The 22,730-nt window shown below is 59.1% G+C and carries 26 protein-coding genes; 12 read left to right on the top strand and 14 right to left on the bottom strand.

The features are described from left to right. Nucleotides 1-7: 7 nt before the first annotated feature. Nucleotides 8-532 carry a ribosome biogenesis factor YjgA gene (gene yjgA / locus AO353_RS05210; RefSeq protein ID WP_054593999.1) on the bottom strand — a complete coding sequence of 175 codons (525 nt, stop codon included), beginning with the start codon at nucleotides 530-532 and terminating at the stop codon, nucleotides 8-10. A gap of 108 nt (nucleotides 533-640) precedes the next feature. Here yjgA and pmbA point away from each other — a divergent pair, with 108 nt between their 5' ends. Next, the gene (pmbA, locus tag AO353_RS05205; RefSeq protein ID WP_054593998.1) at nucleotides 641-1,987 is read left to right on the top strand and encodes a metalloprotease PmbA; all 1,347 of its coding nucleotides are present in this window, start codon (nucleotides 641-643) and stop codon (nucleotides 1,985-1,987) included. A 218-nt stretch (nucleotides 1,988-2,205) separates the two neighbouring features. Here the strand turns inward: pmbA and AO353_RS05200 are convergent, their stop codons facing one another. From AO353_RS05200 to AO353_RS05155, 10 genes are all read right to left on the bottom strand, one after another. Continuing rightward, nucleotides 2,206-2,478: an HPr family phosphocarrier protein gene (locus AO353_RS05200; protein WP_054593997.1), complete on the bottom strand. Its 273-nt coding sequence runs from the start codon at nucleotides 2,476-2,478 to the stop codon at nucleotides 2,206-2,208. A 15-nt stretch (nucleotides 2,479-2,493) separates the two neighbouring features. Then, nucleotides 2,494-3,351, bottom strand: a complete 858-nt coding sequence (rapZ, locus tag AO353_RS05195) for an RNase adapter RapZ (protein ID WP_054593996.1) — start codon at nucleotides 3,349-3,351, stop codon at nucleotides 2,494-2,496. A gap of 2 nt (nucleotides 3,352-3,353) precedes the next feature. Next, nucleotides 3,354-3,818, bottom strand: coding sequence for a PTS IIA-like nitrogen regulatory protein PtsN (gene ptsN / locus AO353_RS05190; RefSeq protein WP_054593995.1), 465 nt, complete (start codon nucleotides 3,816-3,818; stop codon nucleotides 3,354-3,356). A 12-nt stretch (nucleotides 3,819-3,830) separates the two neighbouring features. Then, on the bottom strand, nucleotides 3,831-4,139 hold the full coding sequence (gene hpf, locus AO353_RS05185) for a ribosome hibernation-promoting factor, HPF/YfiA family (protein ID WP_054593994.1): 309 nt from the start codon (nucleotides 4,137-4,139) through the stop codon (nucleotides 3,831-3,833). A gap of 109 nt (nucleotides 4,140-4,248) precedes the next feature. After that, nucleotides 4,249-5,742, bottom strand: a complete 1,494-nt coding sequence (locus tag AO353_RS05180; RefSeq protein WP_054593993.1) for an RNA polymerase factor sigma-54 — start codon at nucleotides 5,740-5,742, stop codon at nucleotides 4,249-4,251. A gap of 181 nt (nucleotides 5,743-5,923) precedes the next feature. After that, complete coding sequence (gene lptB, locus AO353_RS05175) at nucleotides 5,924-6,649, bottom strand: LPS export ABC transporter ATP-binding protein (protein WP_019691895.1); 726 nt, start codon at nucleotides 6,647-6,649, stop codon at nucleotides 5,924-5,926. Then, a complete protein-coding gene (lptA, locus tag AO353_RS05170; protein ID WP_019691896.1) occupies nucleotides 6,649-7,194 on the bottom strand; it encodes a lipopolysaccharide transport periplasmic protein LptA in 546 nt (181 codons plus the stop codon). Before lptA ends, lptB begins: the two co-directional genes overlap by 1 nt. Then, complete coding sequence (gene lptC, locus AO353_RS05165) at nucleotides 7,181-7,753, bottom strand: LPS export ABC transporter periplasmic protein LptC (RefSeq protein WP_054593992.1); 573 nt, start codon at nucleotides 7,751-7,753, stop codon at nucleotides 7,181-7,183. The genes lptA and lptC overlap by 14 nt, the downstream gene beginning before the upstream one ends. 7 nt (nucleotides 7,754-7,760) lie before the next feature. Beyond that, nucleotides 7,761-8,285 (bottom strand): KdsC family phosphatase, encoded by a 525-nt coding sequence (locus tag AO353_RS05160; protein WP_054593991.1) that lies wholly within the window; start codon nucleotides 8,283-8,285, stop codon nucleotides 7,761-7,763. Next, nucleotides 8,285-9,259 (bottom strand): KpsF/GutQ family sugar-phosphate isomerase, encoded by a 975-nt coding sequence (locus AO353_RS05155; protein ID WP_054593990.1) that lies wholly within the window; start codon nucleotides 9,257-9,259, stop codon nucleotides 8,285-8,287. Before AO353_RS05155 ends, AO353_RS05160 begins: the two co-directional genes overlap by 1 nt. Before the next feature lie 276 nt (nucleotides 9,260-9,535). On the opposite strand from AO353_RS05155, the gene AO353_RS05150 reads away from it, so the two are divergent. The 10 genes from AO353_RS05150 (at nucleotide 9,536) to hisC (ending at nucleotide 17,502) form a co-directional block, all read left to right on the top strand. Further along, nucleotides 9,536-10,345, top strand: a complete 810-nt coding sequence (locus AO353_RS05150; RefSeq protein WP_054593989.1) for an ATP-binding cassette domain-containing protein — start codon at nucleotides 9,536-9,538, stop codon at nucleotides 10,343-10,345. Beyond that, nucleotides 10,345-11,142 carry a lipid asymmetry maintenance ABC transporter permease subunit MlaE gene (gene mlaE / locus AO353_RS05145; protein ID WP_054593988.1) on the top strand — a complete coding sequence of 266 codons (798 nt, stop codon included), beginning with the start codon at nucleotides 10,345-10,347 and terminating at the stop codon, nucleotides 11,140-11,142. The genes AO353_RS05150 and mlaE overlap by 1 nt, the downstream gene beginning before the upstream one ends. Then, nucleotides 11,142-11,609 (top strand): outer membrane lipid asymmetry maintenance protein MlaD, encoded by a 468-nt coding sequence (gene mlaD, locus AO353_RS05140; RefSeq protein WP_054593987.1) that lies wholly within the window; start codon nucleotides 11,142-11,144, stop codon nucleotides 11,607-11,609. Before mlaE ends, mlaD begins: the two co-directional genes overlap by 1 nt. Before the next feature lie 11 nt (nucleotides 11,610-11,620). Continuing rightward, nucleotides 11,621-12,280 carry an MlaC/ttg2D family ABC transporter substrate-binding protein gene (locus AO353_RS05135; protein WP_054593986.1) on the top strand — a complete coding sequence of 220 codons (660 nt, stop codon included), beginning with the start codon at nucleotides 11,621-11,623 and terminating at the stop codon, nucleotides 12,278-12,280. Continuing rightward, on the top strand, nucleotides 12,277-12,582 hold the full coding sequence (locus AO353_RS05130) for an STAS domain-containing protein (protein ID WP_054593985.1): 306 nt from the start codon (nucleotides 12,277-12,279) through the stop codon (nucleotides 12,580-12,582). Before AO353_RS05135 ends, AO353_RS05130 begins: the two co-directional genes overlap by 4 nt. A gap of 114 nt (nucleotides 12,583-12,696) precedes the next feature. Beyond that, complete coding sequence (locus tag AO353_RS05125; protein WP_019691904.1) at nucleotides 12,697-12,948, top strand: BolA family protein; 252 nt, start codon at nucleotides 12,697-12,699, stop codon at nucleotides 12,946-12,948. A 22-nt stretch (nucleotides 12,949-12,970) separates the two neighbouring features. Further along, nucleotides 12,971-14,236, top strand: coding sequence for a UDP-N-acetylglucosamine 1-carboxyvinyltransferase (gene murA, locus AO353_RS05120; protein WP_054593984.1), 1,266 nt, complete (start codon nucleotides 12,971-12,973; stop codon nucleotides 14,234-14,236). A 125-nt stretch (nucleotides 14,237-14,361) separates the two neighbouring features. Beyond that, complete coding sequence (gene hisG, locus AO353_RS05115; protein ID WP_007941260.1) at nucleotides 14,362-14,997, top strand: ATP phosphoribosyltransferase; 636 nt, start codon at nucleotides 14,362-14,364, stop codon at nucleotides 14,995-14,997. A 124-nt stretch (nucleotides 14,998-15,121) separates the two neighbouring features. After that, complete coding sequence (gene hisD / locus AO353_RS05110; protein WP_054593983.1) at nucleotides 15,122-16,447, top strand: histidinol dehydrogenase; 1,326 nt, start codon at nucleotides 15,122-15,124, stop codon at nucleotides 16,445-16,447. Between the two features lie 2 nt (nucleotides 16,448-16,449). Beyond that, complete coding sequence (gene hisC / locus AO353_RS05105) at nucleotides 16,450-17,502, top strand: histidinol-phosphate transaminase (protein ID WP_054593982.1); 1,053 nt, start codon at nucleotides 16,450-16,452, stop codon at nucleotides 17,500-17,502. Between the two features lie 162 nt (nucleotides 17,503-17,664). Here hisC and AO353_RS05100 read toward each other — a convergent pair whose 3' ends face one another. The 3 genes from AO353_RS05100 to algW all read right to left on the bottom strand — a co-directional run bounded on the left by AO353_RS05100 (nucleotide 17,665) and on the right by algW (nucleotide 21,807). Then, nucleotides 17,665-18,393: a DUF4198 domain-containing protein gene (locus AO353_RS05100; RefSeq protein ID WP_054593981.1), complete on the bottom strand. Its 729-nt coding sequence runs from the start codon at nucleotides 18,391-18,393 to the stop codon at nucleotides 17,665-17,667. Between the two features lie 12 nt (nucleotides 18,394-18,405). Further along, nucleotides 18,406-20,511, bottom strand: coding sequence for a TonB-dependent siderophore receptor (locus AO353_RS05095; protein ID WP_054593980.1), 2,106 nt, complete (start codon nucleotides 20,509-20,511; stop codon nucleotides 18,406-18,408). Nucleotides 20,512-20,652: 141 nt separating this feature from the next. Further along, complete coding sequence (gene algW / locus AO353_RS05090) at nucleotides 20,653-21,807, bottom strand: Do family serine endopeptidase AlgW (protein WP_054593979.1); 1,155 nt, start codon at nucleotides 21,805-21,807, stop codon at nucleotides 20,653-20,655. 102 nt (nucleotides 21,808-21,909) lie between these two features. On the opposite strand from algW, the gene AO353_RS05085 reads away from it, so the two are divergent. Next, nucleotides 21,910-22,668, top strand: coding sequence for a Nif3-like dinuclear metal center hexameric protein (locus AO353_RS05085; RefSeq protein WP_054593978.1), 759 nt, complete (start codon nucleotides 21,910-21,912; stop codon nucleotides 22,666-22,668). Nucleotides 22,669-22,730: the final 62 nt, after the last annotated feature.

Genomic DNA, 22,730 nt, shown 5'->3' with positions numbered 1-22,730 from the left:
TCGAAGACTAACGCAAACCGCGTTGAGTCTCGTCCAGCTCACGGATGTACTTGAAGATTTTTCGGCTGGAGGCAGGAGGCTTGCTTTGGGCGAGCTCGTGCTGGGCCTGACGGATCATGGAGCGCAGTTGCTGGCGATCCGCGTCCGGGTAGTCGACGACGAACTTTTCCAGTACGGCATCGTCGCCAGCGATCAAGCGATCGCGCCAGCGTTCCAGACCGTGGAAACGTTCGTTGTACTGGCGAGTGGAGGCATCGAGTTGGTCAAGCAGCACCAAAATGGCGCTGGTGTCCTGATCGCGCATCAGCTTGCCGATGAACTGCAGGTGCCGTTTACGCGCGATATTCGCGGTGTGCTTGGGCGCATCGGCCAGGGCCCGGCGCAAAGCGTCGGTCAACGGCAGTTTTGCCAGCAAGTCAGGCTTGAGTGTTGTAAGGCGCTCGCCAAGGTCAACCAGAGCATGCAGCTCGCGTTTGACCTGGGATTTGCTTTTTTCTCCCCCGTCGAGGGAGTCGTCGTAAGAATCAACCATGGTGGCAGTCCGCAAAGAAACGCCGCCATGATAACCAGTCGGGGGCCGCTTGTCCGGCCCGGTCGCTCGATGACCTTAACCGAAAGCAGAATTTGAGTGGAGAACAGCATGAGTGCAGTTGAAAGCGTCGGCCCACAAGCGTTGCCGGCACTGCAAGAGCAAGTCGAGCAGATCATCGCCGAAGCCAGGCGCCAGGGCGCCAGCGCCTGCGAAGTGGCTGTGTCTCTGGAGCAAGGCCTGTCGACCACGGTGCGTCAGCGGGAGGTTGAAACCGTTGAGTTCAACCGTGACCAGGGTTTTGGCATTACCTTGTATGTTGGCCAGCGCAAAGGCTCGGCCAGCACCTCGGCCAGTGGCCCCGAGGCCATTCGCGAAACCGTCGCCGCGGCCTTGGCTATCGCCAAGCACACCTCCGAAGACGAACACTCGGGCCTGGCCGACGCCGCGCTGATGGCCAAGGACTTGCCGGACTTCGACCTGTTCCATGAATGGGACATCACCCCTGAGCAAGCGATCGAGCGGGCGCTGGCCTGTGAAGCGGCGGCATTCGCCACCGACAGCCGGATCAAGAACGCCGATGGCACCACCTTGAGCACTCACCAGGGCTGCCGCGTCTATGGCAACAGCCATGGCTTTATCGGTGGTTATGCGTCGACGCGTCACAGCCTGAGCTGCGTGATGATCGCCGAAGCTGACGGCCAGATGCAGCGCGACTATTGGTATGACGTCAATCGCCAGGGCAATCTGCTGGCCGATCCGCTGAGCATCGGTCAACGTGCGGCGCAGCGTGCAGCCAGCCGCTTGGGCGCACGCCCGGTACCGACCTGCGAAGTGCCGGTGCTGTTTTCCGCGGAACTGGCGGGTGGTTTGTTCGGCAGTTTCCTCGGCGCAATTTCGGGCGGCAATCTGTACCGAAAGTCGTCGTTCCTCGAAGGTGCACTGGGCCAGAAACTGTTCCCTGAATGGCTGACTATCGATGAGCGTCCGCATCTGATGCGCGCCTTGGGCAGTTCGGCATTCGATGGCGATGGTCTGGCGACGTACGCCAAACCGTTCGTCGAGAAGGGTGAGTTGGTGTCTTATGTGCTCGGTACGTATTCCGGACGCAAACTTGGCATGCCAAGCACCGCCAACGCCGGTGGCGTGCACAATCTGTTCGTTACCCATGGCGATGAGGACCAGGCGGCGTTGTTACGGCGCATGGGGCGTGGCTTGCTGGTGACTGAATTGATGGGACAGGGTTTGAACATGGTCACCGGTGACTACTCTCGCGGCGCGGCGGGTTTCTGGGTCGAGAACGGTGAAATCCAGTTCGCGGTCCAGGAAGTGACTATTGCCGGCAACATGCGCGATATGTTCAAGCAGATCATTGCCGTGGGTAATGACCTGGAACTGCGCAGCAACATTCGCACCGGTTCAGTGTTGATCGAGCGGATGACGGTAGCGGGCAGCTAAGCGCTACCGCGATACAAAAAAAGCGCGCCACCCAATGGGTGGCGCGCTTTTTTATTGCCTGAAGCAAAACCTGTGGTGAGGGGGCTTGCTCCCGTTGGGGTGCGGAGCGGCCCTAAAGCCAGCTGCCGCGAGTATTCAGGTGGAATGCGATTGTTGGATTACGACCGCTTCGCGATCGAGCGGGAGCAAGCTCCCTCGCCACATAAGCCCGCTCGTGTTTACTCGCCTTCGTCGAAGTAGTTGTTGATCAGCGCCACCAATGCGTCCATCGCTTCCTGCTCCTGCTCACCTTCAGTGCTCAGGTGGATCTTGGTGCCTTTGCCAGCCGCGAGCATCATCATGGCCATGATGCTTTTGCCGTCGACCATGGATTGCGGGGTGCGTCCGGCTCTGATCTGGCAGGGAAACTGACCCGCGACGCCAACGAATTTGGCGGAAGCACGGGCATGCAGACCCAGTTTGTTGATGATTTCAATTTCCAGAGCAGGCATCGCGGTGTGAATCCTTTAGCTAAGGTCGCGGTGGCGAACCTGGACGTTCTTCAGGGATTGTTGCAGGACCTGACCCAGGCGTTCGGTCAGGTAGACGGAGCGATGATGCCCGCCGGTGCAGCCAATGGCGATGGTGACGTAAGCGCGGTTACTGGCGGCAAAGCGCGGTAGCCATTTGAGCAGGTAAGTGGAGATGTCCTGGAACATCTCTTCGACATCCGGTTGAGCTGCCAGGTACTCGGCAACCGGCTGGTCCAGCCCGGACTGACCGCGCAGTTCCGGCTTCCAGTATGGGTTCGGCAAGCAACGTACGTCGAACACCAGATCGGCATCCACCGGCATGCCCCGCTTGAAGCCGAAGGATTCCACCAGAAACGCAGTGCCCGGCTCTGGCTGGTTCAAGAGGCGCAACTTGATGGTATCGCGCAACTGATACAGGTTCAGATTGGTGGTGTTGACCTTGAGGTCCGCCAGGTCGGCAATCGGCCCCAGCAGATTGGTTTCGTCATCGATGGCTTCGGCCAGCGAGCGGTTGGCGCTGCTCAGCGGGTGGCGGCGACGGGTTTCCGAGAAACGCTTGAGCAAGGTTTCTTCGTCGGCGTCCAGGTACAGCACATCGCATTGAATGTGCCGGCTGCGCACTTCTTCCAGGAGTTCCGGGAAGCGTGACAGGTGGCTCGGCAGGTTGCGCGCATCGATGGAAACCGCAACCAGCGGTTGCGCCAGTTCGGTGTGAATCAGTGCGCGCTCGGCCAGTTCCGGTAACAGGCCGGCCGGCAGGTTGTCGATGCAGTAGTAACCGTTGTCCTCCAGTACATCGAGGGCGGTACTTTTACCTGAGCCAGAACGGCCGCTGACGATGATCAAGCGCATGATTAGTGACCGTTCTGCTCGTCGAGGACAACCTGATACAGGGCTTCATTACTTTTTGCGCTGCGCAGGCGATCACGGACTTCTTTACGATCGAGCATGCTGGCGATCTGGCGCAGCAGTTCCAGGTGCGCATCGGTAGCGGCTTGCGGGACCAGCAGAACGAATAGCAGGTCGACCGGAGCGCCGTCGATGGCGTCGAAATCTATAGGAGCGTCCAGGTGCATCAAGGCACTGATGGGTGACTCGCAACCTTTGAGGCGGCAGTGGGGGATGGCGATGCCGTTGCCAAAACCGGTGGAGCCGAGTTTTTCACGGGCGACCAGACTCTCGAAGACATCCTGCATGGCCAGACCCGGCACTTCGCGGGCGATCAGGTTGGCAATTTGTTCGAGGGCTTTCTTTTTACTGCCGCCCGGCACGTTCACCAAAGAACGGCCGGGGGTCAGGATGTTTTCAAGTCGGATCATGGGTTGGGAGTGTTAACGACCGGTCGCGCCCTGGAGGAGGCTCTGGGTCTTTTCCTTATGCTTTTTGAGTTGTTTATCCAGCTTGTCGGTCAGGGCGTCGATCGCGGCATACATGTCGTTATGCTCAGCGTTGGCGACCACTTCTCCACCGGGGATATGCAGCGTGGCTTCGATTTTCTGCAGCAGCTTCTCGACGGTCAACGTGACCTGCACATTGGTGATCTTGTCGAAATGCCTTTCTAATCGGTCGAGCTTTTCGCCGATGTAGATGCGCAGGGGTTCGGTCACTTCCAGTTGGTGTCCACTGATGTTGACTTGCATACAGCTTCTCCTTCGTTGCCAGTGCATAAGGCGGCAGGCTGGCTTGCCTGCCACTAGAGCGTGTCCGAAAAGCTTTCGAACACACCCTGGAACGCTATGGCGTAGCCCGTCACATCAACCGCTTGCGTTCGCTCGAAGGCGCGATCCCCAGGGACTCGCGGTACTTGGCGACGGTGCGGCGGGCCACCTGAATGCCTTGTGCCTCCAGTAAACCAGCGATCTTGCTGTCACTCAACGGCTTTTTCTGATTTTCCGCTGCAACCAGTTTTTTGATGATTGCGCGGATCGCTGTGGACGAGCATTCGCCGCCTTCAGAGGTGCTGACATGGCTGGAGAAAAAGTATTTCAGTTCATAAATACCGCGTGGGGTATGCATGAATTTTTGCGTGGTCACCCGTGAAATCGTCGACTCGTGCATGCCGACCGCTTCAGCGATGTCATGCAGGACCAAAGGCTTCATGGCCTCATCGCCGTACTCAAGGAAGCCGCGCTGGTGCTCGACGATCTGGGTAGCGACTTTCATCAGGGTTTCGTTGCGGCTTTGCAGGCTCTTGATGAACCAGCGCGCTTCCTGCAACTGATTGCGCATGAAGGTATTGTCGGCGCTGGTGTCGGCGCGACGGACGAAGCCGGCGTATTGCGGGTTGACGCGCAGGCGCGGAACCGACTCCTGGTTCAGCTCCACCAGCCAGCGCTCGTTGTCTTTGCGCACGATGACGTCGGGAACGACGTACTCGGCTTCGCTGGACTCGATTTGCGAGCCTGGACGCGGATTCAGGCTTTGCACCAGTTCGATGACCTGGCGTAGCTCATCTTCCTTGAGCTTCATGCGGCGCATCAGTTGGCTGTAGTCGCGGCTGCCCAGCAGGTCGATGTAATCGATGACGAGGCGCTTGGCCTCGGCCAGCCAAGGGGTATTGGCAGGCAATTGGCGCAGTTGCAGCAACAGGCATTCGCTGAGGTTGCGTGCGCCGATACCGGCCGGCTCGAATTGCTGGATGCGATGCAGGACGGCTTCGATCTCGTCGAGCTCGATGTCCAGTTCCGGATCGAAGGCTTCGAGGATTTCCTCGAGGGTTTCGTCCAGGTAGCCCTGATTGTTGATGCAATCGATCAGGGTCACCGCGATCAGTCGATCGGTGTCGGACATCGGCGCCAGGTTCAATTGCCAGAGCAGATGACTCTGCAGGCTTTCGCCGGCGGAAGTGCGAGTGGTGAAGTCCCATTCGTCGTCATCGTTGCTCGGCAGGCTGCTGGCGCTGGTCTGGTAAACGTCTTCCCAGGCGGTGTCGACCGGCAGTTCGTTAGGGATGCGCTCATTCCAGTCGCCTTCCTCGAGGTTGTCTACCGTCGGCGCGGTTTCCTGGTAGGAGGGTTCCTGGATGTCGGTGTTGGGTTTCTGCTCGATATTGTCCGCCATCGGGTCGGCGTTATCGAAGTCGTCGCCTTCTTCCTGGCGTTCGAGCATTGGATTGGACTCCAGTGCCTCCTGGATTTCCTGTTGCAGGTCCAGGGTCGACAATTGGAGCAGGCGGATGGCCTGTTGCAGCTGCGGTGTCATCGTCAGCTGCTGGCCCATTCTCAAGACTAGCGATGGTTTCATGGCAGGGGCTTAACACCTTATTCGCCGGCGCACATGCGCCATCCACTACAGGGCGCCGGAGCGCCAAACATAAGCAAATTATATGCCTGAAACTGAAGTGTTTGCCTAGAGCGCTGTAACAATAAATACGTATAGTTTTATTGGGGCAAGCGCTCCGGCGACTGACCAGACACCTCAGTGCTTACAGGCGGAACTCATGGCCCAGATACACTTCCTTGACCAGGTCGTTGGCCAGGATGGTTTCGGCGTCGCCTTCGGCGATCAATTGACCGTCGTTGACGATGTAGGCGGTTTCGCAGATGTCCAGGGTTTCACGAACGTTGTGGTCCGTGATCAGCACGCCGATACCCTTGGCCTTGAGGTGATGAATGATCTGCTTGATGTCGCCCACCGAAATCGGGTCCACGCCGGCGAAAGGTTCGTCGAGCAGGATGAATTTCGGTGCCGTGGCCAGGGCGCGAGCGATTTCCACACGGCGACGTTCGCCACCGGAAAGGCTCATGCCGAGGTTGTCGCGGATATGGTTGATGTGGAATTCCTGCAACAGGCTTTCCAGCTCTTTGCGACGACCGGCCTTGTCGAGTTCCTTGCGGGTCTCGAGGATGGCCATGATGTTGTCGGCGACCGAGAGTTTGCGGAAGATCGACGCTTCTTGTGGCAGATAGCCGATACCCGCTCGTGCACGACCGTGCATTGGCTGGTGGCTGACGTCCAGGTCGTCGATCAGTACGCGACCCTGATCGGCCTGGACCAGGCCCACGATCATGTAGAAGCAGGTCGTCTTGCCGGCACCGTTCGGGCCAAGCAGGCCGACGATCTGGCCGCTGTCGATCGACAGGCTGACGTCACGCACGACCTGGCGGCTCTTGTAGCTCTTGGCCAGATGCTGGGCTTTCAGAGTTGCCATTACTGGGCCTTCTGCTCGTCGGTTTTCTTTTTCGGCTGGATCACCATATCGACCCGTGGGCGCGGCGCGGTGACCGAGGCACCGGTAGCGCGGCCTGCGTTAGCAACCTGCTTAACGGTGTCGTAGACGATTTTCTCGCCTTCGGTGGTGTTGCCTTCGTTGATCACCTTGGCGCGGTCGATCAGTACGATGCGGTTTTGCGCGGCATGGTACTGGATAGTCACCCCGTAGCCCTGGACGGGTTTCGTGTCGGTCGGCTTTTGCAACTGCTCGAAATACGCCAGGTTGCCCACCGAGGTCACGACATCGATGTCGCCGGCCTTGGTGCGGGTGATGGTCACGGTGTTGCCTTTGATGATCATCGAGCCCTGGGTAATGATCACGTCACCTTTGTAGGTGGCCACGCCATTCTTGTCGTCCAGCTGAGCATCGTCAGCCTGAATGCGAATGGGTTGCTGGCTATCGTTCGGCAGAGCCCAGGCGCTCACGCTTCCCAGTGCTGCGCCCAGACTGAGCAAAATAGGGAGAGTTTTAACGAGCCTCATACTGTCCTCTTACGTTCGATAGCAGGTGTATCCTGCTGTCTTTCAAATACGCTTTCATTCCGTTACCAGTCGATACACCACCAGCGCCGTCGATTCTAACGGCTTGCTGGGTCTGCGCATATTGCTGTTGCGGGAATACCGTCATACGACTACTGGTAATCAGCATCGGGCGGTTCTGCTCGTCCGTGCGTGCGATACGTACCGAGTCGATCAATTCAACTTCAGTGCCGCCTGAGTTGACCTCGCCACGCTTGCTCTGGACGTGCCAGGGGTACGCGGTGCCCCGATACATGTTCAGGTCGGGGTTGGTCAGCAGGGTGATGTCGGTCGCTTTGACGTGCTCGACCTTGTCGGACGTCAGGTCATACTGCAATTTGCCATCGGGCAGGTACTGCACGCTATGGGCGTTGATGGCGTAGTAGTCGATCTGGCTCTCGTCGACGTGCGCTACCGGCTTGTCGAGAAAGCGTTCCGGGCTGATGTTCCAGTAGCCAACGGCCGCGAGCAACGCGGCAATGACCCCGAAAAACACTATGTTGCGAATTTTCTTGCTCAGCATAAGTGGCTCACAGGTACGCGGCATTAGCCGCTTCAAGGTTGCCCTGGGCACGCAGGATCAGCTCACAGAACTCGCGAGCGGCACCTTCGCCGCCACGGGCCTGAGTGATGCCGTGAGCGTTTTCGCGGACGAAGCTGGCGGCGTTGGCCACTGCCATGCCCAGGCCAACACGGCGAATCACCGGCAGATCCGGCAGGTCGTCGCCCAGGTAGGCAACCTGTTCATAGCTTAGGCCCAGTTGCGCCAGAAGCTCGTCGAGCACTACCAGTTTGTCCTCGCGGCCCTGATACAGGTGAGGAATACCAAGGTTTTTGGCGCGTCGCTCGACCACCGGGGTCTTGCGTCCGCTGATGATGGCGGTCGTCACGCCGGAGGCCATCAGCATTTTGATGCCCTGGCCGTCGAGCGTGTTGAAGGTCTTGAATTCGCTGCCGTCTTCGAGAAAGTACAGGCGGCCGTCGGTCAGCACGCCATCGACGTCGAAGACCGCGAGCTTGATGTTTTTGCCGCGTTGCAGCAGGTCGGTGCTCATTACATTACTCCCGCGCGCAGCAAGTCGTGCATGTTCAAGGCGCCCACTGGACGGTCCTCGTTGTCGACCACCACCAGTGCGTTGATTTTGTGGTCTTCCATGATTTTCAGGGCTTCGGCGGCGAGCATTTCGGCGCGCGCAGTCTTGCCATGAGGCGTCATGACGTCGTCAATGGTGGCTTGATGGATGTCAATGGTCCGGTCCAGTGTGCGACGCAGGTCGCCGTCGGTGAAAATGCCGGCGAGTTTGCCGTCAGCTTCCAGTACCACGGTCATGCCCAGGCCCTTGCGGGTCATTTCCATCAGCGCGTCTTTGAGCGGTGTGCCGCGGACTACTTGCGGCAGCTCCTGGCCGGCATGCATGACGTTTTCGACTTTCAGCAACAAACGGCGACCCAGAGCGCCGCCCGGGTGTGAGAACGCGAAATCTTCGGCAGTGAAGCCGCGGGCTTCCAGCAAGGCGACGGCCAGTGCATCACCCATTACCAGCGCTGCCGTGGTGGAGGAGGTCGGTGCCAGGTTCAGCGGGCACGCTTCGTGCTCGACATGAACATTGAGGTTCACCTCGGCAGCCTTGGCCAGCGGCGAATCAGGATTGCCGGTCAGGCTGATCAGCTTGATGCCCAGACGCTTGATCAGCGGCAGCAGCGTGACGATTTCATTGGTGGAGCCGGAGTTCGACAGCGCGAGGATGATGTCATCGCGAGTGATCATGCCCATGTCGCCGTGACTGGCTTCAGCCGGGTGTACGAAAAAAGCCGTGGTGCCGGTGCTGGCGAGGGTGGCGGCAATCTTGTTGCCGATGTGCCCGGATTTGCCCATGCCGACCACGACCACGCGGCCTTTGCTGGCCAGAATCATCTCGCAAGCGCGTACGAAATCTGCGTCGATGTGGGCCAGCAAGCCTTCTACGGCTTCAAGCTCGAGGCGGATGGTGCGTTGTGCTGATTGAATCAGGTCGCTGGATTGGCTCATGTCAGAAATCGTATAGCCTGAGAAAAGGCGGCGATTATAGCGGTAATGAGCAAATCCCTCACGTTAGTTCGTCGTGCTTTATTCAGGCGCCCCCCGCAAACGCTGAAACTTGTGTCTATTTGCCTGTCTTGATGCTGAACACCGCGGGCTTCGGCCTTGGGCGCTTTGCATTAGCGGTGATATAGTTCGTCGCCAGTTCGGCCTGCCCAGGATGTTGTGTGCTCTCGGCAGGGAGCCCGGCGTCCGAGTGAGAGGCTTGCATCGCAAGGAGTTTAGATGAGTGCCGATAACGCCTACGCGGTCGAGCTGAAGGGAGTGTCCTTCAAGCGCGGCGCGCGCAGCATTTTCAATAATGTCGATATTCGCATTCCGCGCGGTAAGGTCACCGGCATCATGGGACCTTCCGGTTGCGGAAAAACCACGCTGCTGCGCCTGATGGGCGCACAGTTGCGCCCTTCAAGTGGCGAAGTGTGGGTCAACGGGCAAAATTTGCCCACGCTGTCTCGTAGCGACCTGTTCGATGCGCGCAAGCATATGGGCGTGCTGTTTCAGAGCGGCGCGCTGTTCACGGACCTCGATGTTTTCGAAAACATTGCCTTTCCGCTGCGTGTTCATACCAAACTTCCGGATGAAATGATCCGAGACATCGTCCTGCTCAAATTGCAGGCGGTGGGGTTGCGCGGTGCTATCGACCTGATGCCCGATGAGTTGTCCGGCGGCATGAAGCGCCGTGTTGCGCTGGCACGGGCGATTGCCCTCGATCCGCAAATTCTGATGTACGACGAGCCTTTTGTCGGTCAGGACCCAATCGCCATGGGCGTTCTGGTGCGCCTGATCCGTCTGCTTAACGACGCCTTGGGCATCACCAGCATCGTGGTTTCCCATGATCTGGCCGAAACCGCGAGTATTGCCGACTACCTGTATGTTGTAGGTGATGGGCAGGTGTTGGGGCAGGGGACTCCCGATGAGCTGATGAATTCCGATAATCCGCGGATTCACCAATTCATGAAGGGTGATCCAGACGGGCCGGTACCGTTCCACTTTCCAGCGACGGATTACCGCGCAGATCTTCTGGGGAAGCGCTGATGCGCAAGATTTCACTAATAGAGAGAGTTCGTCGATTCGGCCAGGCCGGCATCGACAGCGTCGCGGTGCTCGGTCGTTCATCACTGTTCCTGTTTCACGCCCTGCTGGGGCGTGGTGGCGTCAGCGGCGGATTTGGCTTGCTGGTCAAGCAGTTGCACTCGGTCGGCGTGATGTCCCTGGTGATCATCGTGGTCTCCGGGATATTCATCGGCATGGTGCTGGCGCTACAGGGCTTCAACATTTTGTCCAGCTACGGTTCGGAGCAGGCGGTCGGGCAGATGGTTGCGCTGACGCTGTTGCGTGAGCTGGGGCCGGTGGTGACCGCATTGCTGTTCGCCGGGCGTGCCGGTTCTGCGTTGACCGCCGAGATCGGCAACATGAAGTCCACCGAGCAGTTGTCCAGTCTGGAAATGATTGGCGTCGACCCGCTCAAGTACATCATTGCCCCCCGTCTGTGGGCCGGCTTCATTTCCCTACCAGTGCTGGCGATGATTTTCAGCGTGGTCGGTATCTGGGGCGGTTCCTGGGTGGCTGTCGACTGGTTGGGTGTGTATGAAGGTTCCTACTGGTCGAACATGCAAAACAGCGTGACGTTCGACGGTGACGTATTCAATGGCATCATTAAAAGCATTGTCTTTGCCTTTGTCGTGACCTGGATCGCCGTATTTCAAGGCTATGACTGTGAGCCCACTTCGGAAGGGATCAGTCGTGCCACCACCAAAACCGTGGTGTATGCCTCATTGGCCATCCTCGGCCTGGACTTTATTTTGACTGCCTTGATGTTTGGAGATTTCTGATGCAAAACCGCACCCTGGAAATCGGTGTCGGCCTTTTCTTGCTGGCTGGCATCCTGGCTTTAGTGTTGCTTGCCCTGCGGGTCAGTGGACTGTCCCCTGTTTCGAGCACCGACAGCTATAAACTTTATGCGTACTTCGACAATATCGCCGGTTTGACGGTCAGATCAAAAGTGACCATGGCCGGTGTGACCATCGGCAAGGTCACGGCAATCGATCTGGATCGCGACAGCTTCACCGGACGAGTGACCATGCAGCTGGAAAAGCGGGTAGATAATCTGCCGACCGACTCCACTGCATCTATCCTCACCGCTGGCCTGTTGGGTGAGAAATACATCGGTATCAGCGTGGGCGGGGAACAGGCCCTGCTCAAGGATGGCGGGACCATCCATGACACGCAGTCGTCGCTGGTGCTCGAAGACCTGATCGGTAAATTCCTGCTCAATACCGTTAGCAAAGACGCCAAATAAGGAGTTTTTTCATGATCTCAACCTTGCGACGTGGCCTGTTGGTATTACTGGCGGTCTTGCCGTTCATGGGTAACGCCGTGGCTGCGCAGTCCGCGCACGATATCGTGCAGGACACCACCAATCGGTTGCTCGCCGATCTGTCGGCCAATAAAGCGAAGTACAAGCAGGATCCGAACGGTTTCTACGATGCCTTGAACACCATCGTCGGGCCCGTGGTGGATGCCGAGGGCATCTCCAAGAGCATCATGACGGTCAAGTACTCGCGCAATGCCACACCTGCGCAAATGAAAACCTTTGAAGATAACTTCAAGCGCGGGCTCTTCCAGTTCTATGGCAATGCTTTGCTTGAGTACAACAATCAGGGCATTACCGTTGATGCGGCCAAGGATGAATCGGGAGACCGTACCAGCGTTGGCATGACGGTCAAAGGCAGCAACGGCGCGATCTATCCTGTGTCCTACACACTCGAAAAGATCAATGGCGAGTGGAAGCTGCGTAACGTGATCATCAACGGCATCAACATTGGCAAGCTGTTCCGTGATCAGTTCAGCGACGCGATGCAGCGCAATGGCAATAACCTGGACGCGACCATCAATGGTTGGGCCGGTGAAGTCGCCAAAGCCAAGGAAAAGACCGACGCAGAAACGACTCAGAAGAAGCCCGCCCAATGAGTGAGTCGGCTGTCAGCATGGGCGAGGCCGGTGAGCTGATGCTCAGCGGCGTACTCGATTACCGTACCGGGCCGGCCCTGCGCAAGCAGGGCCAGGCCTTGATCAAGTCGAGCACGGCGTCAGCCCTGGTAGTTGATTGCTCGGGTGTGCAAAAGTCCAGCAGCGTCGGTTTGTCGTTGTTGCTGTGTTTCATGCGTGACGCGCAAGCGGCGGGCAAGGCGCTGAGCATCCGTGCCTTGCCTGACGACATGCGTGAAATCGCTCAGGTCAGCGAATTGACCGAGCTGTTGGCACACCCCTAACTATCATCTATAAAGAAGCCCCCCGTCAGAGTCCTGCTATGCGGGGTTCGCAGGCGCGGGGCTTTTTTGTATGATGTCCGACCCGCGCGCACAGGGCGCCGATTGAGGTTGAGCATGCAGGCCAACGAAGTGAAGAGCTTTCTTGAAGGAAAGCTGTCCGAAACTCTTTTATCAGTACAGGTAGAAGTTGAGGGCGAAGGCTGCAACTTTCAGCTGAACGTGATTAGCGATGAACTGGCGGCATTGAGCCCGGTCAAGCGTCAGCAGCAGATCTATGCCCATTTGAACCCATGGATCACCGATGGCAGCATCCATGCGGTCACTATGAAATTTTTCAGCAGCGCGGCCTGGGCCGAGCGCACCTGAGCCCAAGGGCGTCGAGATTCTTATGGATAAACTGATTATTACCGGCGGTGTTCGTCTTGATGGCGAAATCCGCATTTCCGGGGCAAAGAACTCTGCCCTGCCGATTCTGGCGGCAACGCTGCTGTGCGATGGCCCGGTTACCGTCGCCAACCTGCCGCACCTGCACGACATCACCACCATGATCGAGCTGTTCGGTCGCATGGGCATTGAGCCGGTGATCGACGAGAAACTCAGCGTCGAAATCGACCCGCGGACCATCAAGACCCTGATCGCTCCGTACGAACTGGTTAAAACCATGCGTGCGTCGATTCTGGTTCTGGGCCCGATGGTTGCGCGTTTCGGTGAAGCTGAAGTCGCACTGCCTGGCGGATGCGCCATCGGTTCGCGTCCGGTCGACCTGCACATCCGTGGCCTTGAAGCCATGGGTGCAGTCATTGACGTGGAAGGCGGCTACATCAAGGCCAAGGCGCCAGAAGGCGGCCTGCGCGGTGCACATTTCTTCTTCGATACCGTCAGTGTGACCGGTACCGAGAACATCATGATGGCAGCCGCCCTGGCCAAGGGCCGCAGCGTTCTGGCTAACGCCGCTCGTGAGCCTGAAGTCGTCGACCTGGCGAACTTCCTGAACGCCATGGGCGCGAAGGTTTCCGGTGCTGGCACCGACACCATCACCATCGACGGCGTCGAACGTCTGCACACGACCACTTACAAAGTGATGCCGGACCGTATCGAAACCGGTACTTACCTGGTGGCTGCTGCCGTGACTGGCGGCCGTGTGAAGGTCAAGGACACCGATCCGACCATCCTTGAAGCCGTTCTGGAAAAACTCAAGGAAGCGGGTGCCGAAATCACTACCGGCGAAGACTGGATCGAGCTGAACATGCACGGCAAGCGGCCGAAAGCCGTCAACGTGCGAACCGCTCCGTACCCGGCGTTCCCGACCGACATGCAAGCGCAGTTCATCTCCCTCAACGCGATTGCCGAAGGCACGGGCGCTGTGATCGAGACGATCTTCGAAAACCGCTTCATGCACGTTTACGAGCTGCACCGCATGGGCGCTCACATCCAGGTCGAAGGTAATACCGCGATCGTCACCGGCATCGAAAAGCTCAAGGGCGCGCCAGTCATGGCCACCGACCTGCGGGCTTCGGCCAGCCTGGTGATTTCGGCGCTGATCGCCGAAGGCGACACGCTGATCGATCGCATCTACCACATCGACCGTGGTTACGAGTGCATCGAAGAGAAACTGCAGATGCTCGGCGCGAAAATCCGCCGCGTACCGGGCTAGTTTCTGCTTCATGGGCGCAGGGACGTGCCCGTTGATTTGTTAAGATCGAGCCCGTTACGGCTCGATGTGTGTCCGGCGCCATTTGCGACCGGGCATGAGTACCTTGATAAGGACTGACGTTTCCCATGTTGACCATCGCACTGTCCAAGGGCCGCATCCTTGACGACACCCTGCCGCTTCTGGCTGAAGCGGGCATCGTGCCGACCGAGAATCCGGACAAGAGCCGCAAGCTGATCATCCCCACGACCCAGGCCGATGTGCGCTTGCTGATCGTGCGCGCCACCGATGTGCCGACCTACGTCGAGCATGGTGCCGCTGACCTGGGCGTCGCCGGTAAAGATGTGCTGATGGAATACGGCGGCCAGGGCCTGTACGAGCCACTGGACCTGCAAATTGCCCAGTGCAAGCTGATGACCGCGGGCAAAGTCGGCGCGGTCGAGCCCAAGGGCCGTCTGCGCATCGCCACCAAGTTCGTCAACGTTGCCAAGCGTTATTACGCAGAGCAGGGTCGTCAGGTCGACATCATCAAGCTATATGGCTCGATGGAGTTGGCACCGCTGATCGGTCTGGCGGACAAGATCATCGACGTGGTCGATACCGGCAACACGCTGCGGGCCAACGGCCTGGAGCCACAGGATTTCATTGCTGCCATCAGCTCCCGGCTGATCGTCAACAAAGCTTCGATGAAAATGCAGCACGCCCGTATCCAGGCGTTGATCGACACCCTGCGCAAGGCAGTGGAGTCTCGACACCGCGGCTGATTCACCTGCGCGACGTTGAGTCGCGCCCGTCTATCCGCCTCATAGCCAGAATTCTCAGGTGCCCAAGCGGATCGAACGGTAGCTTCGGGCGCCTGAGTTTTTGCCAACCTATGAGGCTCTCGCTATGACCGCACCGACTGCAATTCGCCGACTCAACGCTGCTGACCCGGATTTCGCGCATCATCTGGATCATCTGCTGAGCTGGGAAAGTGTGTCTGACGACTCGGTCAATCAGCGGGTGCTGGACATCATCAAGGCTGTGCGTGAACGCGGCGACGCGGCGCTGGTTGAATTCACCCAGAAGTTCGACGGTCTGCAAGTGGCGTCGATGGCCGACCTGATCCTGCCGCGCGAGCGCCTGGAACTGGCACTGACCCGGATCACCGTGCCTCAGCGCGAAGCGCTGGAAAAAGCCGCGGCGCGGGTGCGCAGCTACCACGAAAAACAGAAGCAGGACTCCTGGAGCTACACCGAAGCCGACGGCACGGTGCTGGGCCAGAAAGTCACGCCGCTGGATCGCGCCGGTCTGTACGTCCCGGGCGGCAAGGCGTCTTACCCGTCTTCGGTGTTGATGAATGCGATTCCGGCCAAGGTGGCCGGTGTGACCGAGGTGGTCATGGTCGTACCGACGCCACGCGGTGAAGTCAACGAGCTGGTGCTGGCGGCGGCGTGCATCGCGGGCGTCGACCGGGTGTTCACCATCGGTGGCGCGCAAGCGGTTGCCGCGCTGGCCTATGGCACCGAAAGCGTGCCGAAGGTCGACAAGGTCGTCGGCCCGGGCAACATCTATGTCGCCACCGCCAAGCGCCACGTGTTCGGCCAGGTCGGTATCGACATGATTGCCGGCCCTTCGGAAATCCTTGTGGTGTGCGACGGCCAGACCGATCCGGACTGGATCGCCATGGACCTGTTCTCCCAGGCCGAGCACGACGAAGACGCCCAGGCGATTCTGGTCAGCCCCGACGCCGGGTTCCTCGACCAGGTGGCGGCAAGCATCGCCAAACTGCTGCCGACCATGGAGCGCGCCGAAATCATCAACACCTCGATCAATGGCCGTGGTGCGCTGATTCAGGTTCGCGACATGCAGCAAGCCATCGACGTGGCCAACCGCATTGCGCCGGAACACCTGGAACTGTCGGTGGCCGATCCGCAAGCCTGGTTGCCGCAGATCCGCCACGCCGGCGCAATCTTCATGGGCCGCCATACGTCCGAGGCTTTGGGCGATTACTGCGCCGGTCCCAATCACGTGCTGCCGACTTCCGGCACCGCGCGTTTCTCCTCGCCGCTGGGCGTGTATGACTTCCAGAAACGTTCGTCGATTATCTTCTGCTCCGAGCAGGGTGCCTCCGAACTGGGCAAGACCGCTTCCGTGCTGGCCCGTGGCGAGTCGCTGACCGCTCACGCCCGCAGCGCCGAATACCGCATCGTTGACGACAAGCAGGGGAACTGAGCATGAGCAAATTCTGGAGTCCATTCGTCAAGGATCTGGTGCCATACGTACCGGGCGAGCAGCCGAAACTGGCGAAGCTGGTCAAGCTCAACACCAACGAAAACCCTTACGGCCCATCGCCTAAAGCACTGGCGGCGATGCAAACCGAACTGAATGACAACCTGCGTCTGTACCCGGACCCCAACAGCGACCTGCTCAAGCAGGCAGTGGCTGAGTATTACGATGTACAGGGCAATCAGGTGTTCCTCGGCAATGGTTCCGATGAAGTCCTGGCGCACATCTTTCACGGTTTGCTGCAACACGATAAACCGCTGCTGTTCCCGGACATCAGCTACAGCTTTTATCCGGTGTATTGCGGCTTGTACGGCATTCCATTCGACGCGGTGCCGCTGGACGAGCAGTTCCAGATTCGTGTTGCGGATTATGCCAAGCCGAACGGCGGGATCATTTTCCCCAACCCGAACGCCCCGACCGGTTGCCTGTTGGCGCTGGACGCCGTCGAGAAAATTCTCAAGGCCAGCCCTGATTCGGTGGTGGTGGTCGACGAAGCCTATGTCGATTTCGGCGGTGAAACCGCAATCAGCCTGGTCGACCGTTACCCGAACCTGCTGGTGACTCAGACCCTCTCCAAGTCGCGTTCGCTGGCCGGTTTGCGCGTGGGCCTGGCGGTGGGGCATCCGGACCTGATCGAGGCGCTGGAGCGGATCAAGAACAGCTTCAACTCCTATCCCCTGGATCGCCTGGCGATTGTCGGTGCGGCAGCGGCGTTTGCCGATCGTGCATACTTCGACAAGACCTGCCAGCTGGTGATCGAGAGTCGCGAGTGGGTGGTCAAGCAAATGCAGGAGAAGGGCTTTGAGGTGTTGCCGTCGGCGGCGAACTTCATCTTCGCCCGTCACCCGCAGCATGATGCGGCAGGCCTGGCAGCGAAGTTGCGCGAGCAAGGCGTGATCGTCCGGCACTTCAAGCAGGAACGGATTGCCCAGTTCCTGCGTATCACCATCGGTACACCAGAGCAGAACCAGGCGTTGATCGACGGCCTCGGCGATCTCTGAAGCTGCAGCTGATCCTGTGGCGAGGGAGCTTGCTCCCGCTCGACTGCGAAGCAGTCGTAAATCCAGCACCTGCGACCTGTCGTTCAGAACGCAGTAGCTGATTTAAGGGCCGCTTCGCGACCCAGCGGGAGCAAGCTCCCTCGCCACAAGGATGTGCAAGTCTTACTCGTGATGCGGTTCACCGAGGAACGTCAACGAACTGAACACCCCTCGCGACGCCACATCGGGATTGTCCTTCAACGGGATTTCCACCTGCGCGGCAATCACATTCAATCCTTCATTGCGCACCAGCACCTGCGCCCGGCCTTCAGCATCGGTTTCCGTACTCAAGGTGTTCGGCGCATTGCGATAGTCGCCAATCAACTTGATCCCCGCCGCCGGTTTGCCATCAAGCAGCACCCGCACCGGCAATGATTTGCCCGGGCCGACGGTCAGCGGATCAACTTCCGGCAAAATCAGCAGTTTGATCTGATCAAGTGCAGGTAGCTTCGCTCCTGGCTGATAAATCGCCAGGCTGTACTTGAACGTCTGGGTCGACTCGATGGCGCCCGGCACTTTGCTGCGCCCCTGATTGATCCACTTTTTGTCGGCGGTCTGCGACCACATGCCATTGTCCAGCGCCACGGCCAGCACCGCTGGCGATTTGAGCGGTTGCAGGCGCGCGTGATCGGCCAGGCGTTCTACGGTAACCGGGATCATCTTGCCGCCGATGTCGTAGGCCCAGGCGCCGCTGATTTTCTGCGCCTTGAAGGCATTGTCTTCGGCGCCGTGGCCGTAGATGACTTCGATGTTGCCGCGACGTTGTTCGGTCCACAGGCCATGGGCCGAGACCTGGCCGGTAAACATCAGGCCGAGCAGCAGGCTGAGCGCTACGGGTTTGAGGTGTGGCATGGTGACTTCCTTTTACAGGTTGAGTGTCAGGCTGACGGTGAAATTGCGCGGCTCGCCGGGGTTGACCCAGTAGTTGCTGTAGGAGCGCTCGAAGTATTTCTCGTCGAAAAGGTTGTTCAGGTTCAGCCCCAACGTGACGTTTTCACTGGCCTTGTAATGGGCCAACAGGTCGACGGTGTGGTAGGCCGGCAGTTCGAAGTCGCTGCCGGCTTCGCCCGATCGATCGCCGACATAGGTGTAGGCCGCGCCGACATCCGAGCCACGCAGCAGACCTTCCTGAAATTCATAAACGCCCAGCAAACTGCCGCTGTGCCTGGCCACGCCGAGAATCCGGCTGCCGGTCGCAATGGCTTTGTCGCCTTGGGTAACCTCGGCGTCGATGTACGCAAACGCACCAATCACTCGCACAGCGTCAGTGAGTTGCCCGCTCACTTGCAGATCGAAACCCTGGCTGCGGGCCTTGCCCATGGCGCGGTTGCTATCGGTGGCGGGGTCGAGGGCGAGGACGTTTTCTTTTTCGATATGAAAGGCGGCGAGGGTGCTGCTCAGGCGCTCATCGAACAGCTCGCTCTTGATCCCGATCTCGTAGCCAACGCCTTCTTCCGGATCGAAGGATTTGCCTGTGGCATCCAGGCCGTTGTTGGGTTTGAACGAGGTCGAGGCGTTGGCGAACAGTCCATGCTGTGGCGTCAGTTGATAGAGCAGGCCGGCGCGTTGGGTCAGAGCGTCGTGGTTCTGTCGGCTGCGGTTGTTCAGCGTGTGATCGTCGATGGTTTGCTCGAAGTGTTCCAAGCGTGCCCCGAGCATGCCGCGCAGGCGGTCGGTGAACACGATCTGGTCCTGAAGGTTCAGTGCCTGACTTTCGACCTGCTCGAAAAAGTCCGGGCCCGAGCGCTTGCCATCGGGTTTGGGCTGACCGTAAACCGGGTCGTAGATATCGATCGCGTAAGGGCCGCCAGCGATAGTGGTGACCCGCTCGTTCTTGCGGAAGTTTTCGTACTCGCTGCCAATCAGCAGTTCGTGTTGCCAGCTGCCGATGTCGAACAAACCGCGCAGTTCGAGCTGGGTGATGCTGTCGTGCCAACGGTTGTCGCGCTCACGGTAACGGCGGTTGACCGTGTGTTGATCGGCGTTCAACGGGCGGGCTTCCGAGGCAAAGCCCCAGAGTTTACCTTCTTTGTAATGGCTGGCCAGGCGCAGTTTCCAGGCGTCGTTGAGGTGGTGTTCGAGGGTCGCCTGCAACAGATTGTTGTGGTTGTCGATGTTGCCGTCGTCAGGTTCACCGAGGAAGGTCGAGCGCGAGACACCGCTCCAGCTGTTGTTCGGCGTGACGATGCCGCGGTCGAAGGTCGAGCTGTGCCGGACAATCTCGCTTTCCAGCAGCAGGCTGGTGTCCGGGTTGAGTTGCCAACTGAGCGACGGCGCAACGAACACTCGCTGGCTGTCGACGTGATCACGAAAGCTGTGGTTGTCCTCGACCGCCAGATTGACCCGTGACAACACATTGCCTTGCGGGTCGAGCGGGGTGTTGACGTCCAGCGCGGTACGGTAACGATCCCAACTGCCGGCGCTGGTCTGCAAGGTGCTGAAGGCTTCGGGCTGCGGTTTTTTGGTGACGATGTTCACTGTACCGCCAGGGTCGCCGCGCCCGTAAAGACTGGCGGCGGGGCCCTTGAGCACTTCGATGCGCTCGACGTTCGCGGCGTCCGGGGTGCTTGGGTAACCGCGGTTCGCGCTGAAGCCGTCCTTGTAGAACTCCGAGGTGGTGAAGCCACGCACGCTGTACTCATACAGCGTCAGGCCGCCGAAGTTGTTCTGTTTCGATACGCCACCGGCAAACTCCAGAGCGCGCTCGACATTGTGGCTGCCCAGGTCCTTGAGCACGCTGGCAGGAATCACGCTGATGGATTGCGGGATATCGCGGATTGCCGTGTCGGTTTTGGTCGCGCTGGATGATCGCGTGGCGCGATAGCCGTTCACCGGGCCGGTGGCAGACTCGTAATCAGAGGTGACACTGATGGTGTCCAGTTCAAGCGGTTGTGGGTCTTCGGCGAACACCGGATCCCCGAGCAGGCCCAGGGCCAGGCCTGCCAGAGGAGCAAATTTACGAGACGGCATGAGAGCGTTCCAATAGCGATATTGAAACAATATAACATGCCTAATGAGAATGTATGCTTTTAGGGCTCGTCTGCATCAGCAGAGGTATTGGGTGTTGCCGAAGGCGTTAAAAGATCACAGCCTCCGGCAACTCCTATGGGCTTACTCTTCTTCTTTGACCGGGGCGGGTGGCGGACGCAAGCCGATTTCCGCAGTCAGCTTGAGCTCCTTACCGTTGCGCATGACCTGAACGGTGACCTTGTCAGTCGGCTTGATCCGCGCCACCTGGTTCATCGAACGGCGGCCATCGCCGGCCGGTTCGCCGTCAATGCTGAGGATCACATCGCCCAATTGCAGGCCGGCTTTTTGTGCCGGGCCGTCGCGGAAAATCCCCGCGACGACAATCCCCGGACGCCCGGACAAGCCATACGATTCCGCCAGTTCCTGGCTCAATGGCTGCACTTCAATCCCCAACCAGCCGCGAATCACCTGGCCGTGTTCGATGATCGACTTCATCACTTCCATCGCCAGCTTGATCGGAATCGCGAAACCAATGCCTTGTGAGCCGCCGGACTTGGAGAAAATCGCGGTGTTGATCCCGGTGAGGTTGCCGTTGGCGTCTACCAGCGCACCGCCGGAGTTGCCCGGGTTGATCGCGGCGTCGGTCTGGATGAAGTCTTCGTAGTTGTTCAGGCCCAATTGGTTGCGCCCGGTGGCGCTGATGATGCCCATGGTCACGGTCTGGCCGACGCCAAACGGGTTGCCGATGGCCAGCGCGACATCGCCGACGCGGATGTTTTCCGAGCGGCCGACGGTGATCGACGGCAGGTTCTTCAAATCGATTTTCAGTACCGCGAGGTCGGTTTCCGGGTCGCTGCCGATCACGCGAGCCAGGGTTTCACGACCATCCTTGAGCGCGACGACGATCTGGTCGGCGCCGGTGGTCACGTGGTTATTGGTCAGCAAATAACCTTCAGGGCTCATGATCACCCCGGAACCGAGGCTCGACTCCATGCGCTTCTGCTTGGGCGCGTTGTCGCCGAAGAACCGCCGGAACTGCGGGTCTTCAAACAGCGGATGGCTGGTTTTGTTGACCACTTTGGTGGTGTAGAGGTTGACCACTGCCGGTGCGGCAATGACCACGGCATCGGCGTAAGACACCGGCCCCTGTTGGGTCTGAGTGGTTTGTGGGGCTTGTTGCAGGTTCACATCCAGACTTGGCAGTCCGACCCATTGCGGGTAACGCTGGATGATCAACAACGCGATAAGCACGCCGGCCAGCAGCGGCCAGCCAAAAAAACGCAGACCCTTGAACATTGAACAAATCCTGGGAGGTTACGGAGGGCCGCCTGTGGCCCATAATGTCGCGCATTATACGAGGCCGCGCGCGCCTCTGAACGGGATATTTAGGAGTCTTTTATGGCCGTCGCCCTGAGCACCCTGGTAGAAGAAGCGGATCGTTACCTTGCCAGTTCGCGGATTGCCGACTATTGCCCCAATGGCTTGCAAGTCGAAGGTCGGCCGCAGGTCACGCGTATCGTCAGCGGTGTCACGGCCAGCCAGGCGTTGCTCGATGCAGCGGTCGAAGCCAAGGCCGATCTGGTGCTGGTACACCACGGCTACTTCTGGAAAGGTGAAAACCCCTGCATCACCGGTATGAAGCAGCGTAGGCTCAAAACCCTGCTCAAGCACGATATCAGCCTCCTGGCTTATCACTTGCCGCTGGATTTGCACCCGGAAGTGGGCAACAACGTGCAATTGGCTCGCCAACTGGACATTACCGTCGAAGGCCCGCTGGACCCGGAAAACCTCAAAGTGGTCGGGTTGGTCGGCTCGTTGGCCGAACCTATGACCGCGCGCGACTTTGCCCGTCATGTGCAAGAGGTCATGGGCCGCGAGCCGTTGCTGATCGAGGGCAGCAAAATGGTCCGGCGCGTCGGCTGGTGCACGGGCGGTGGCCAGGGCTATATCGATCAGGCGGTGCAGGCCGGTGTCGACCTGTACCTGAGCGGTGAAGCGTCCGAACAAACCTTCCACAGCGCCCGAGAGAACGACATCAGCTTCATCGCCGCCGGTCATCACGCCACCGAACGCTTCGGCGTACAGGCGCTGGGGGATTATCTGGCTCGACGGTTTGCCCTTGAACACATTTTCATCGATTGCCCGAATCCGATTTGATAACCGAAAATCAACGATGGGAGCGGGCCTGCGGCGCCCGAACGAGCAGGTATATTCATATG

The sequence above is a fragment of the Pseudomonas fluorescens genome, assembly GCF_001307155.1.
In the GTDB taxonomy this organism is placed as follows: domain Bacteria; phylum Pseudomonadota; class Gammaproteobacteria; order Pseudomonadales; family Pseudomonadaceae; genus Aquipseudomonas; species Aquipseudomonas helvetica.
The sequence above is the reverse complement of the archived record's forward strand: the minus strand, read 5'-3'. Positions and strand labels throughout refer to the sequence as shown.

Bases quoted from the DNA above. Each gene is read 5' to 3' on its own strand.
- yjgA (WP_054593999.1), bottom strand. From the start codon at position 532: ATGGTTGATTCTTACGACGACTCCCTCGACGGGGGAGAAAAAAGCAAA.
- pmbA (WP_054593998.1), top strand. From the start codon at position 641: ATGAGTGCAGTTGAAAGCGTCGGCCCACAAGCGTTGCCGGCACTGCAA.
- AO353_RS05200 (WP_054593997.1), bottom strand. From the start codon at position 2,478: ATGCCTGCTCTGGAAATTGAAATCATCAACAAACTGGGTCTGCATGCC.
- rapZ (WP_054593996.1), bottom strand. From the start codon at position 3,351: ATGCGCTTGATCATCGTCAGCGGCCGTTCTGGCTCAGGTAAAAGTACC.
- ptsN (WP_054593995.1), bottom strand. From the start codon at position 3,818: ATGATCCGACTTGAAAACATCCTGACCCCCGGCCGTTCTTTGGTGAAC.
- hpf (WP_054593994.1), bottom strand. From the start codon at position 4,139: ATGCAAGTCAACATCAGTGGACACCAACTGGAAGTGACCGAACCCCTG.
- AO353_RS05180 (WP_054593993.1), bottom strand. From the start codon at position 5,742: ATGAAACCATCGCTAGTCTTGAGAATGGGCCAGCAGCTGACGATGACA.
- lptB (WP_019691895.1), bottom strand. From the start codon at position 6,649: ATGGCAACTCTGAAAGCCCAGCATCTGGCCAAGAGCTACAAGAGCCGC.
- lptA (WP_019691896.1), bottom strand. From the start codon at position 7,194: ATGAGGCTCGTTAAAACTCTCCCTATTTTGCTCAGTCTGGGCGCAGCA.
- lptC (WP_054593992.1), bottom strand. From the start codon at position 7,753: ATGCTGAGCAAGAAAATTCGCAACATAGTGTTTTTCGGGGTCATTGCC.
- AO353_RS05160 (WP_054593991.1), bottom strand. From the start codon at position 8,285: ATGAGCACCGACCTGCTGCAACGCGGCAAAAACATCAAGCTCGCGGTC.
- AO353_RS05155 (WP_054593990.1), bottom strand. From the start codon at position 9,259: ATGAGCCAATCCAGCGACCTGATTCAATCAGCACAACGCACCATCCGC.
- AO353_RS05150 (WP_054593989.1), top strand. From the start codon at position 9,536: ATGAGTGCCGATAACGCCTACGCGGTCGAGCTGAAGGGAGTGTCCTTC.
- mlaE (WP_054593988.1), top strand. From the start codon at position 10,345: ATGCGCAAGATTTCACTAATAGAGAGAGTTCGTCGATTCGGCCAGGCC.
- mlaD (WP_054593987.1), top strand. From the start codon at position 11,142: ATGCAAAACCGCACCCTGGAAATCGGTGTCGGCCTTTTCTTGCTGGCT.
- AO353_RS05135 (WP_054593986.1), top strand. From the start codon at position 11,621: ATGATCTCAACCTTGCGACGTGGCCTGTTGGTATTACTGGCGGTCTTG.
- AO353_RS05130 (WP_054593985.1), top strand. From the start codon at position 12,277: ATGAGTGAGTCGGCTGTCAGCATGGGCGAGGCCGGTGAGCTGATGCTC.
- AO353_RS05125 (WP_019691904.1), top strand. From the start codon at position 12,697: ATGCAGGCCAACGAAGTGAAGAGCTTTCTTGAAGGAAAGCTGTCCGAA.
- murA (WP_054593984.1), top strand. From the start codon at position 12,971: ATGGATAAACTGATTATTACCGGCGGTGTTCGTCTTGATGGCGAAATC.
- hisG (WP_007941260.1), top strand. From the start codon at position 14,362: ATGTTGACCATCGCACTGTCCAAGGGCCGCATCCTTGACGACACCCTG.
- hisD (WP_054593983.1), top strand. From the start codon at position 15,122: ATGACCGCACCGACTGCAATTCGCCGACTCAACGCTGCTGACCCGGAT.
- hisC (WP_054593982.1), top strand. From the start codon at position 16,450: ATGAGCAAATTCTGGAGTCCATTCGTCAAGGATCTGGTGCCATACGTA.
- AO353_RS05100 (WP_054593981.1), bottom strand. From the start codon at position 18,393: ATGCCACACCTCAAACCCGTAGCGCTCAGCCTGCTGCTCGGCCTGATG.
- AO353_RS05095 (WP_054593980.1), bottom strand. From the start codon at position 20,511: ATGCCGTCTCGTAAATTTGCTCCTCTGGCAGGCCTGGCCCTGGGCCTG.
- algW (WP_054593979.1), bottom strand. From the start codon at position 21,807: ATGTTCAAGGGTCTGCGTTTTTTTGGCTGGCCGCTGCTGGCCGGCGTG.
- AO353_RS05085 (WP_054593978.1), top strand. From the start codon at position 21,910: ATGGCCGTCGCCCTGAGCACCCTGGTAGAAGAAGCGGATCGTTACCTT.